Genomic DNA, 10,482 nt, shown 5'->3' with positions numbered 1-10,482 from the left:
CCGTCGATGGCTGGTCCGGGCGGATGCCTGGGGTCGCACGATCTCGCAGCCGATCCTGGTCGGATCGGCAAGGGATCGGGTGGCCTCAGGCGCCGGCCGGGCCGGTCAGCGGCGGCAGCGAACCCGTGGAACAACTCATCTGAGCCCGGCGCACCGTTCCCATCCGTCCAAGACGCGCCTCGGCGACCGGGTCTAGGGTGAGCGCCATGTCCTCCGTCATCCCCACCTTCCGCTACCCCGACGCACGCGCCGGCATCGACTTCCTCTGCTCCGCGTTCGGCTTCACCGAGCATGCCGCCCACGAGCAGGACGGCATCATCGTCCACGCCGAGCTGCGCCTCGGCGACGACTGGGTCATGCTCGGCCAGGACCGCGACGACGGCGGGAAGTACCCGACCGGCCCGACCACGACGTACGTGATCATCGACGACCCCGACGCCCACTACGCGCGCGCCGTCGCCGCCGGCGCCGAGATCACCAGCGAGCTCACGAACCAGGACTACGGCTCCCGCGACTACGCCGCCAAGGACCCAGCGGGCAACGTCTGGTCCTTCGGCACCTACCGCCCCGCCTGACGCTCTGTTAAGGGGTCAGTCCCCTTAACAAAGCGAGCGCAATTGTTAAGGGGTCAGTCCCCTTAACAAAGCGAGCGGGGACCGTCCCCCGTCCAAACGGGTGGGGGACAGTCCCCTTCGTGCGTCGCCGGACGTGCGCTACCGTCTAATGCGGCCCTCGGGCCTCTGCATGCGCGACGATCGCTAGACAGCCGCCACGACCTCAGCGCCCGCCGACGCCTTCGCGTCGCGGTGCCGCGGCTGTCCTTCCGATCCGTCCCTCGTCGCTTCTCGGAAGGAGCACGGCATGCCGTCGACCCTCCTCGACGCCCACCGCATCACCCGCCACCACGGGGCCCGCACCGTCCTGCAGGACGTCGACGTGCGCGTCGACGCCGGCACGCGCCTGGCGCTCGTCGGACCCAACGGCTCGGGCAAGTCCACGCTGCTGCGCATCCTCGCGGGCAGCGAGCCGCCGGACGCCGGCACCGTCACGCGCCACGGCACGGTCGGCTACCTGCCGCAGCTCGCCGACGCGGCGCCCGGCGGCGCCGCGGCGACCGTCCGCGACACCATCCTCGCGCGCATCGGCGTGGCCGCGGCCACGCGCGCGGTCGACGTGCTCGAGGCCCGGCTGGCCGGCGGCGACCTCGAGGCGGTCGAGCCGCACGCCGCTGCGCTGGAGCGCTGGCTGGCGCTCGGCGGGGCGGACGCCCCGGCCCGCGTCGCGGCGGCCGCCGACGAGCTCGGCCTCTCCGCCACGCTGCTGGATCGCCCACTGCTCGCGCTCTCCGGCGGGCAGGCCGCCCGAGCCGGTCTCGCGGCCCTGCGCGCCGCGCGGTTCGACGTCGTCCTGCTCGACGAGCCCACCAACCACCTCGACGACGACGGCCTCGCCCGGCTCGCGGCGCTGCTCGACGCCCGGGCCGGCGGCGTGGTGCTGGTCTCCCACGACCGCGCCCTGCTGAGCGCGAGCGCGCACGAGCTCCTGGAGCTCGACGGCCGTACCGGCGCCGCGACGGCCTACGCCGGCGGCTGGGACGCCTACGAGCGCGAGCGCGACAACGCCCGCGCCCGTGCGCTCGCCGAGCACGAGCAGGCGCTCGAGCAGCGCGGCGCGCTGGAGGCGGCGGTCACCGCGACGCGCGCCCGCGCGCAGGCGTCGATCGGCAAGGTCCAGCACAACTCGCACGACGGCGACAAGCACACGAAGGAGTGGGTCCGCTCGCGGGCGCAGGGGATGCAGCGGCGCGCGGGGCGCGTCGAGACGCGCCTCGAGCGCATCGAGATCCCCGACCGGCCGTGGGAGGACGCGCCGCTGAAGCTGGCGCTGACCGCGGCGCAGCGGGGCGGCGCGCACGTGGTCGCGCTGGAAGGCGCGGTCCTGCGCCGCGGAACGTGGTCGCTCGGACCGCTGAATCTCAGCGTCGCCCACGGCGACCGCATCGCGCTCCGCGGCCCCAACGGCTCGGGCAAGTCCACCGTCCTGGACGCGCTGGCCGGGACGCTCGCTCCGGCCGCCGGCACCCGCCTCGCGGCACCGGGCGCGGTGATCGCCCGCCTCGGCCAGGCCCGCGACGCGCTCGCCGCCGACGTGCCGCTGAGCGCCGCGGTCCGGGCGCTCACCGGACAGGACGAGTCGGACGCCCGAACGGCGCTCGCCGCCTTCGGCCTGACCGCCGACCAGGCCCAGCGCAGCGCCGCCACGCTCTCGCCCGGCGAGCGCACCCGCGCGGAGCTGGCGGTCCTCGCGCAGCGCCGCGCGTCGTGCCTGCTGCTCGACGAGCCGACCAACCACCTCGACGTCGCATCGCTCGAGCTCCTGGAGCGCTCGCTCGCCGGGTGGCCCGGCGCGCTCGTGGTCGCCACCCACGACGCACGCCTGCGCGACGCGCTGGAGCTCACGACGGAGGTGGCGCTGTGACGCCGTGGGCGTCAGTCCTCGGGTGCGTGAGCGACGAACACCGCGACGCCCGCGTGGTGCAGCACGTACTGGCTGACGCTGCCGAACAGGGCGCCGATCCGGCCGAGGCCGCGCGCGCCGAGGACCACCGCGTCGTGGCGGCCCTCCTTGACCTGCGCGACGATCTCCGGCCCGGCGTGGCCGCGGCGCGTCACGGAGTCGAGCGGCTGCTCGTCGGGGACCGCGTCGATCGCCTTGCGCATCGTCCGCTCGGCGCCGCTGTCGGCCTCGAACTGCATCGCGATGGGGTCCACGGGCACGCCATAGGCCAGCGCGGCCGTGCTGTCGCTGACGTTCGGGATGACGGTCAGGATGGCCAGGCGTGCGTTGTCGCGCTCGGCCAGGGCGATCGCCACGGCGAGCGCCAGGTCCGAGTGGCGCGAGCCGTCGACGGCGACGATGACGCGGTGGAAGGTGGGGCGTTCGGGCATGGGCTCTCGTTGCTCTACCCCGCGACGCCGCTTGCTGCGCCCTAGGCTTGGCCCTGTGACGCCCGCCACACGACGCGTGCCGCGCCGGGACACCGCGTGACCGAGGAGACGGTCCGGCGGGCTGCGGCGGCCGACGACGCGTCCCGCGACGGCAGCCTCACCAGTGTCTTCGCGGCGCTGGCCGCCAACACGCTGATCGCCATCGCCAAGGGCGTCGCGGCGGCGCTGACGGGCTCCGCGGCGCTCTTCGCCGAGACGCTGCACACCATCGCCGACGCCGGCAACGAGGTCTTCCTCTACATCGCGATCCGCCGCAGCGCGCGCGATCCCGACGAGAGCCACCCGCTCGGCTACGGGCCGGAGCGCTACTACTGGGCGCTGCTGGCGGCCATCGGGATCTTCGTCGTCGGCGGCGCCGTGTCGATCTGGGAGGGCGTCAACGCGCTCTTTCACCCGCCCGAGCTCGAGGCGTTCTGGGTCGGCGTCGGCGTGCTCGCGTTCGCCATCGTCCTGGACGGCATCAGCCGCACCATCGCGGTCCGGGAGCTGCGCGGCCGCGCCACCCGTGCCGGCGTGCCGCTGCGCCAGTTCCTCGACGAGAGCTCCGATCCGACGATCACGACGGTCTACCTCGAGGACACCGTCGACGTCCTCGGCGCCACGCTCGCCCTCACCGCGCTGATCCTGCACAAGGTCACCGGCGTCGCGATCTTCGACCCGATCGCCACGGTGATCATCGGCCTCCTGCTCACGTACGTCGCCTATCGGCTCAGCGGGCGCAACCGGGCGCTGCTGACCAACCAGGCCGTCCCGGAGCGCTACGTCGCGGCGCTGCGCAAGCGGCTGCTCGCCCAGCCCGGCGTGACCGGCGTCGGCCGGATGGAGGCCGTGCACCTCGGGCCGGGGAGCATCCTCGCGGCCGCCGAGGTCGAGCTGCGCGCCTGCTTCACGGCGACCGACGTCGCCGAGACCCTGGCCGAGGTGCGGCGCAACGTCCAGGCCGAGGTCCCGGCCGTCGCGCGCCTGTATCTCACGCCGGTGGCGTAGCGCTGCGCGTTCTGAGATGGTCAGCCCATGTCCCGCGTGCTGGCGGCCTGCGCCGCCCTGGTCTCCCTGCTCGTGCTCGCCGCGCCCGCCGCGGCGGAGAAGGGCCTCTGGGACGGCGTCGCCGGCGTCCAGCACCTGCACTTCGCGACGAAGCCGATCCTCGTCAAGCCGGGACAGAACTCGATCGACAACATCATCGTGCCGCCCGCGCAGAAGCCGAAGGTCGACGGCTTCATCGTCCGCGCGCGGCCGGACCTGACGTACCTCGACGGCGAGGTCCCGCCGGTCGACGTCATCCACCTGCACCACGGCGTGTGGCTCAACGCGTCGGGGCAGTCGCCCGCGTCGCCGGCCGGGACGGTCCAGCCGATCTTCTTCGGCGGGGAGGAGAAGACGGTGTTCCGGATCCCGCGCGGCTACGGCTACGCCTACAAGAAGACCGACACGTGGATCCTCAACGAGATGATCCACAACAACACGCCGAACGCCACGAAGGTCCGGCTCGTGTGGGATCTCGACTTCATCCCGGCCTCGTCGGCGCTGGCGAAGTCCGTCAAGCCGGTCGTGCCGTTCTGGATGGACGTGCGCCGCGGCTGGGGCTATCCGGTGTTCGACGTCGCCCAGCACTCCGGCGGCGCCGACGGCCAGTTCACGTTCCCCGACGAGGAGGGGACGTCGCCCTACGGCGACGGCAACCGCCAGAACGAGTTCTCCATGCCCTACGACGCGACGGTCGTCGCCGCCGTGGGCCACCTGCATCCCGGGGGCCTGCGCGACGACATCACGGTGACCCGCGAAGGCGTGGGCCGCAAGCTGGTCTTCCGCTCGCAGGCCAAGTACTACGACCCGGCGGGACCCGTGTCCTGGGACGTCTCGCTGACGGCCTCCAAGCCGCGGTGGCGCGTGGGGCTGAAGGCCGGCGACCGGATCGCGATCAGCGCGACCTACGACGCGCGGCAGTCCTCGTGGTACGAGAACATGGGCATCGTCCTGCTGTTCGTCTCGCCCAACGAGCCCGGCGGCCCGGACCCGTTCGCGACCACGGTCGATCCGAACGGCGAGCTCACGCACGGCCACCTGCCCGAGAACGACAACCACGGCGGCACCGGCAAGGCCGTCTACCCGGATCCGCGCAAGGCGGCCAGCGGGCCGGCGACCACGCAGGTCAAGATCAAGGGCTTCCAGTTCCAGCCCGGCGACCTCGGCCTCCTCTACGAGCGCGACCGGATCCCGACGGTGCCGCAGGGCCAGAGCCTGTCGTTCCTCAACCAGGACGACCCGAACGTCGAGTGGCACTCGATCACGACCTGCCGCGCGCCGTGCAACAAGCCCACGGGGATCTCCTACCCGCTGGCCAACGGCCTGGCGGGGACGCAGTTCGACTCGGGTCAGCTGGGCTTTGGCCCGGTCGGCGCCTCGCCGGCGGCCAACCGCCTGACGTGGCAGACGCCGTCGACCCTCTCCAACGGCACCTACACCTACTTCTGCCGGATCCACCCGTTCATGCGCGGGGCGTTCCGGGTGCAGTAGGGAGGACCAGCCGCACCCTTACGAGGCGACCGCCACCGCGGGCTCGGCCGCGGTCCTGACGGGCGCCAGCTCGTAGGCGGCGGCGTCGAACCGGCGGGTCTCGCTCCAGAACCGGAACGTGAAGTCCGGCCAGATCGTCGTGTTGCGCCCCTCGGCGTCGAGGTACCAGCTGGCGCAGCCGCCGGAGTTCCAGACCGTACGGCCCATGCGGCTCTGCAGGCGGGCGTTGTAGGCCTCCAGCGCGTCCGCGCGGACCTCGACCGTGCCGGCGCCGCGCCGGCGCATCTGCGCCAGCGCGTCGAGCACGTAGTTGATCTGGGCCTCGATCATGAACACGATCGAGTTGTGGCCCAGGCCGACGTTCGGCCCGACGAGCAGGAACAGGTTCGGGAAGCCGGCGACGGCCGTGCCGCGGTAGGCCTGTGGCGAGCGGTGCCAGACGTCGGAGAGCTTCGTGCCGCCCCGGCCCGAGACGATGTTGGCCAGCGGGATGTCGGTGACGTAGAACCCGGTCGCGAAGATGATGGTGTCGACCTCGTGCAGCGCCCCGTCGGCGGTCACGTAGCCGTCGGGCCGCACCTCGGTGATCGCGTCGGTGACGAGCCGGACGTTGCCGGCGCCCAGCGCCGGATACCACTTGTTCGACGGCAGGATGCGCTTGCAGCCGATGGCGTAGTCGGGCGTCACCCGGCGGCGCAGGTCGGCATCGGGGACCTGGTCGGCGATGTGCTTGCGGGCGAGCTTCTCGACCACCTTCATGATCTGCGGGCGGTACACCAGGCCCGGCACCAGGAGCTCGCGGGCGAAGTAGACCGACGAGCGCACGAGGCGCTGCAGCGCCGGCACCTTGTTGTAGATGAAGCGCTCGGCGCGGGTGATCGGCCGGTCGCGGTGGGGGACCACCCACGGCGGCGTGCGCTGCACGACGTCGAGATGCTCGACGACCTCCTGGATCTCCGGCACGGCCTGGATGGCCGAGGCCCCGGTCCCGATGACGGCGACGCGCCGGCCGGTCAGGTCGTGGTCGTGGTTCCAGCGCGCGGTGTGGAAGACGGTGCCCTCGAAGGTCTCGAGGCCCGGCAGGTCGGGGATCGACGGCTCGCTCAGCGGGCCCGGCGCGGCGACGAGCAGGTCGGCGGTGTAGTCGCCCTTCGGCGTCGTCAGGCGCCAGACGCCGGCCTCGTCGTCCCAGTCGGCGGCGGTGACCGGCGACTCGAAGCGCACGCGGTCGTAGACCCCGAACTTCTCGGCGGTCGTGCGCAGGTAGTCGCGCAGCTCCGGCTGCTTGGGGTAGGTGCGCGACCAGTTCGGGTTCGGGGCGAACGAGAACGAGTAGAGGTGCGACGGGATGTCGCACTGGCAGCCGGGATAGGTGTTGGCCCACCACGTGCCGCCGACGTCGGCGGCACGCTCGAAGATCAGGAAGTCGTCGTCGCCCTGCTGGGCGAGGCGGATGGCGGTGCCCAGGCCGCCGAAGCCCGCGCCGATGATGCCCACGCGGACGTGGCGCGGGGCGGTGCCGTTCTGGTGCTGGGACGTCGGGGTCATCGGTGAGGCTCCAGGATCGCTCGTAGGAACACTGCTGTCTCGATGGTACAATATTGTCTCCATGAGCGTGCACGGCGAACCTCCGGTGCTCCGAGTCCTGCCGCGCGGCCGGCACGCGGCGCCGCGCGAGGTCGTCGCCGAGTCCCAGCGCGAGCGGCTGCTCGTCGCCATGGCCGACGCCACGGCGGACAAGGGCTACGCCCACGTCGCGGTCGCCGACGTCATCGAGCGCGCGGGCGTCTCGCGCCGCAGCTTCTACGAGCACTTCGCCAACAAGGAGGAGTGCTTCCTCGCCGCCTACGACGCGGGCGTCGGCGGTCTGCTGGAGGCGATCGCCGAGGCCGAGGCCGGGGCGGGGGAGGGGCTGCTCGCCGCCGCCCGCGCCGGAACCGCGGTCTACCTGCAGATCCTGGCCGACAACCCGGCCTTCGCCCGCACGTTCCTCATCGAGGTCCTGGGCGCGGGACCGGAGGCGCTGGCGCGGCGCGACGCCGTGCATGAGCGCTTTGCCCGGCGGCTGGCCGACGGCTACCGCGCGATCGCGGGCGATCTGCCCGAGCCGCCCGACTACATCTTCCGCGCCGCGGTCGGCGCGATCCACGAGCTCGTGACCGACCGGCTGCTCAAGCAGGGCGCCGAGACGCTGCCCGAGCTGCTCGGCCCGATCCTCGAGATCGAGCTGCGGCTGCTCAGCGCCGCGGCGCCGCATGCCCCCGACCATCCAAGGCAGGAGAGAGCGTGACCACCGACGCCGCTGCTCAGGACCGCACGCCGGTCCCGCGCGACCGCGCCGACGACTACACCCGCGACGCCGCGCGGCTGCGCCGCGAGTTCCTGGAGCAGCAGACCGGCGCGTCGCTGAACCACGTCGCGCAGTACTCGCTGGATCCCGCGACGCTGCCCGGCAACATCGAGCACTTCACCGGCGTGGCGCAGCTGCCGATCGGGATCGCCGGCCCGGCGATCGTGGCCGAGGAGTGGGTCACCGCCCACGACGCGTACGGGCGAAACCGGCCGTAGCGACCGCGCCCCGCCGCGCGCGTCAGCGCCGGCGTAGGACCACGAGCGGGATCTCCCGCTCGGTGCGATCCTGGTAGGTGCCGTAGGCGGGGTAGAGCTCCAGGAGCGCGGGCCAGAGGCGCGCGCGCTCGTCGGGGCTCGCGACCTGCGCGGTGACGGCGCGGCGCTCGCGGCCGATCTCGATCTCGGTCTCCGGGCGGTCGCGGAGGTTGTGGAACCAGGCGGGATGCCTGGGCGCCCCGCCGTAGGAGGCCACAATCACGACGTCCTCGCCGTCGGGGAGGTAGAGCAGCGGCGCCACGCGCTCCTCGCCCGACTTACGACCGACGTGGTGCAGCAGCAGCACCGGTGCCCGGTCGAAGGACCCGCCGATCCGCCCGCCCGACGCGCGGTACGTCCACGTGTTGATCGCGGTCAGCGCCGTCCACGCCCGGAAGGCCGGCGTGCCGGGCCTCGGCGGCAGCGACGCGGAGGAGAGTCGGCCGAAGACGCCGAAAGACCGTGGCATGGCGGACATCATCACTTCAGCACCGGCCCCACGCGCCGATCACTGAGCATATGCGTCACATCTGCAACCGCTGCCTGCGCCTGTGGCATCCCCGGCGCGACGAGCAGCGCTCCTCATGCCCCCGCTGCGGCGGGGCGCTGCGCCCGCATTAGCGGCGGCGCCGCCACGTCGAACGGCGTGACGATGGGCGCGAGCAGCCCGCTCGGACGGTAGGCGGCGGTCATGCCGAGAAGGACAGCACCTTGCCGAGCTGGCGTCCCTCGTAGACCCAGCGCACGCGGTAGCGGCCGTGACGGGCGTGGGGGAAGTTGGTGGTGAAGCGCACCGACGAGGAGTTGGCCCCGGTGGGGTTGGGACGCAACCCGAACGTCTTGCACCGCTCCTTGGCGCTCGGCGGCGTCACGCACACCCTGTAGCGGTTCTGGAGGTCGAAGCCCGCGATGTCGAAGTGGATCCGGCCGCTCTTGCTGAGCACGAACGTGCACCACCGGTTGGCGGTGGCGCACTGGAAGGGCAGCTTCGCCGCGGAGGCGTCGGCGGCCGGCAGCGAGACGAACGCCAGGGCGAGCGCCAGCGCCGCGACGCCCGCCCTCACCGCGTACCCCGCTGACCCACGACGCGTCCTGCTGCGTCGTAGCCGATCACCGCCGGGGGCCCCGTCGTCGCGAACCCGCCCGGGAACGGCGCGACGAACGTGCGGAACGTGCCGCGCATTCCGCTCCGGCGCACCACGTCGGGCGCCACGGGGATAGTGGCCACGCGCACGCTGCCGCCTCCCGGGACCACGACCTGAACGCTGCGTACGGTGGTGGCGGCGGTGCCGAAGACGAACCCGACGCCTTGGCGACGCGCGGTCATCAGCGTGAGCCCCGCGGCCGTCCGCGGCGACGCGCAGCCGCGCAAGCCCTGCCCGCTGTCGGTGGCGGTGTCGAACTGCAGGCATCGCTGCTCGCCGGTGCTGTCATAGCCGCCAAGGCGCCAGGTCACGCCGTGGCTGTTGCCCGCGGCCAGGCGCGCGGCGGGCGTGGTCGGCTGCGGCGCCAAGGGCGCGACGCGCTGCACGGGGTCGTCCCAGATGCTGCGCGTCCCCACCGCGGCCGGCACGAGCAGGAACGTCGCCGCGACGGCGATGCCCAGACGGCCCATCGGCAGCCGCCGGCGGCGGCGCGACTGCTCGCGCTCGGCCTCGGCCCGGCTGGTCGCCTCGCGCAGCTCCTCGCCCCACTGGCGCAGGCTCGGCAGATCATGAAGGTCAGGGTCGATCACATGAGCTCCTGGATGTCGCCGGTCTCGTCCTTGAGCCGGTCGGCGAGCGTCCGCATGCCGCGCGACACGCGTGCGCGCACGGCCTGCTCGTTGATGCCGAGGTGTTGTGCCATCTGCTCGTAGGACTGCTCTTCCAGGATGCGGAGGCGCAGCGCCTCCTGTTGTTCGTGGGACAGGTCCTCCAAATGTGACGCAACGCGCCGACGGAGGTCGGAGATCCCAGCCAGATCTTCGAGGCGCTCGAGCTCGGCATCGCTGAGGTGCGGCCGCTGGATGCCCAGGCGCTCCACCGCGCGCGCCTCCGCGCGATCGCGCCGGACGAAGTGGCTGACCTGGTGGCGCGCGATGCCGTAGAGCCACCCGACCGCCTCCTCCTGCGTGGCGCCGCGGAACTGCGCGCGGTGCATGTAGGCCTGGGCGAACGTCTCGGCGACCAGGTCGCCGGCGACGCCCGCATCCATCGTCTTGCGCGCCACGAAGACCGCCATCCCGGGGGCATGGGAGCGAAAGAGCGCGTCCAGGGACTCGCTGGTGATCGCGAAGCGTGGGGTTGCGGGACGGCGGCGAAGCACGGGACAGGGGGGCAGCGTCACAGATAGAGACGCTGGTGGCTCT

General features: G+C 72.9%; 12 protein-coding genes. 6 read left to right on the top strand and 6 right to left on the bottom strand.

Annotated elements, in window-relative coordinates; genetic code table 11:
• Positions 1-206 precede the first annotated feature (206 nt).
• Positions 207-575 carry a VOC family protein gene (locus tag VK501_RS27340; RefSeq protein WP_324343215.1) on the top strand — a complete coding sequence of 123 codons (369 nt, stop codon included), beginning with the start codon at positions 207-209 and terminating at the stop codon, positions 573-575.
• Between the two features lie 286 nt (positions 576-861).
• Positions 862-2,478, top strand: a complete 1,617-nt coding sequence (locus VK501_RS27335; protein WP_324343214.1) for an ATP-binding cassette domain-containing protein — start codon at positions 862-864, stop codon at positions 2,476-2,478.
• Between the two features lie 11 nt (positions 2,479-2,489).
• Here the strand turns inward: VK501_RS27335 and VK501_RS27330 are convergent, their stop codons facing one another.
• On the bottom strand, positions 2,490-2,948 hold the full coding sequence (locus VK501_RS27330; RefSeq protein ID WP_324343213.1) for a universal stress protein: 459 nt from the start codon (positions 2,946-2,948) through the stop codon (positions 2,490-2,492).
• A 96-nt stretch (positions 2,949-3,044) separates the two neighbouring features.
• Between VK501_RS27330 and VK501_RS27325 the strand changes: the two genes are divergently transcribed.
• Positions 3,045-3,995 carry a cation diffusion facilitator family transporter gene (locus VK501_RS27325; RefSeq protein WP_324343212.1) on the top strand — a complete coding sequence of 317 codons (951 nt, stop codon included), beginning with the start codon at positions 3,045-3,047 and terminating at the stop codon, positions 3,993-3,995.
• A gap of 27 nt (positions 3,996-4,022) precedes the next feature.
• Positions 4,023-5,525 carry a hypothetical protein gene (locus tag VK501_RS27320; protein ID WP_324343211.1) on the top strand — a complete coding sequence of 501 codons (1,503 nt, stop codon included), beginning with the start codon at positions 4,023-4,025 and terminating at the stop codon, positions 5,523-5,525.
• Positions 5,526-5,543: 18 nt separating this feature from the next.
• On the opposite strand, the gene VK501_RS27315 is transcribed toward VK501_RS27320, so the two are convergent.
• Complete coding sequence (locus VK501_RS27315) at positions 5,544-7,073, bottom strand: NAD(P)/FAD-dependent oxidoreductase (RefSeq protein ID WP_324343210.1); 1,530 nt, start codon at positions 7,071-7,073, stop codon at positions 5,544-5,546.
• Between the two features lie 61 nt (positions 7,074-7,134).
• Here VK501_RS27315 and VK501_RS27310 point away from each other — a divergent pair, with 61 nt between their 5' ends.
• Together VK501_RS27310 and VK501_RS27305 are read left to right on the top strand one after the other, a co-directional pair.
• A complete protein-coding gene (locus tag VK501_RS27310; protein ID WP_324343209.1) occupies positions 7,135-7,815 on the top strand; it encodes a TetR/AcrR family transcriptional regulator in 681 nt (226 codons plus the stop codon).
• Complete coding sequence (locus tag VK501_RS27305; protein WP_324343208.1) at positions 7,812-8,093, top strand: hypothetical protein; 282 nt, start codon at positions 7,812-7,814, stop codon at positions 8,091-8,093. The genes VK501_RS27310 and VK501_RS27305 overlap by 4 nt, the downstream gene beginning before the upstream one ends.
• A 22-nt stretch (positions 8,094-8,115) precedes the next feature.
• Here VK501_RS27305 and VK501_RS27300 read toward each other — a convergent pair whose 3' ends face one another.
• From VK501_RS27300 to VK501_RS27285, 4 genes are all read right to left on the bottom strand, one after another.
• Positions 8,116-8,601 carry a nitroreductase family deazaflavin-dependent oxidoreductase gene (locus VK501_RS27300; protein ID WP_324343207.1) on the bottom strand — a complete coding sequence of 162 codons (486 nt, stop codon included), beginning with the start codon at positions 8,599-8,601 and terminating at the stop codon, positions 8,116-8,118.
• Between the two features lie 220 nt (positions 8,602-8,821).
• Positions 8,822-9,196, bottom strand: coding sequence for a hypothetical protein (locus VK501_RS27295; protein WP_324343206.1), 375 nt, complete (start codon positions 9,194-9,196; stop codon positions 8,822-8,824).
• On the bottom strand, positions 9,193-9,867 hold the full coding sequence (locus tag VK501_RS27290) for a hypothetical protein (RefSeq protein ID WP_324343205.1): 675 nt from the start codon (positions 9,865-9,867) through the stop codon (positions 9,193-9,195). Before VK501_RS27290 ends, VK501_RS27295 begins: the two co-directional genes overlap by 4 nt.
• Positions 9,864-10,439: an RNA polymerase sigma factor gene (locus VK501_RS27285; protein WP_324343204.1), complete on the bottom strand. Its 576-nt coding sequence runs from the start codon at positions 10,437-10,439 to the stop codon at positions 9,864-9,866. The genes VK501_RS27290 and VK501_RS27285 overlap by 4 nt, the downstream gene beginning before the upstream one ends.
• Positions 10,440-10,482 lie beyond the last annotated feature (43 nt).

The sequence above is a fragment of the Baekduia sp. genome (genome assembly GCF_035318805.1).
GTDB lineage: Bacteria > Actinomycetota > Thermoleophilia > Solirubrobacterales > Solirubrobacteraceae > Baekduia.
This window is presented reverse-complemented; position numbering and strand designations above follow the sequence as displayed.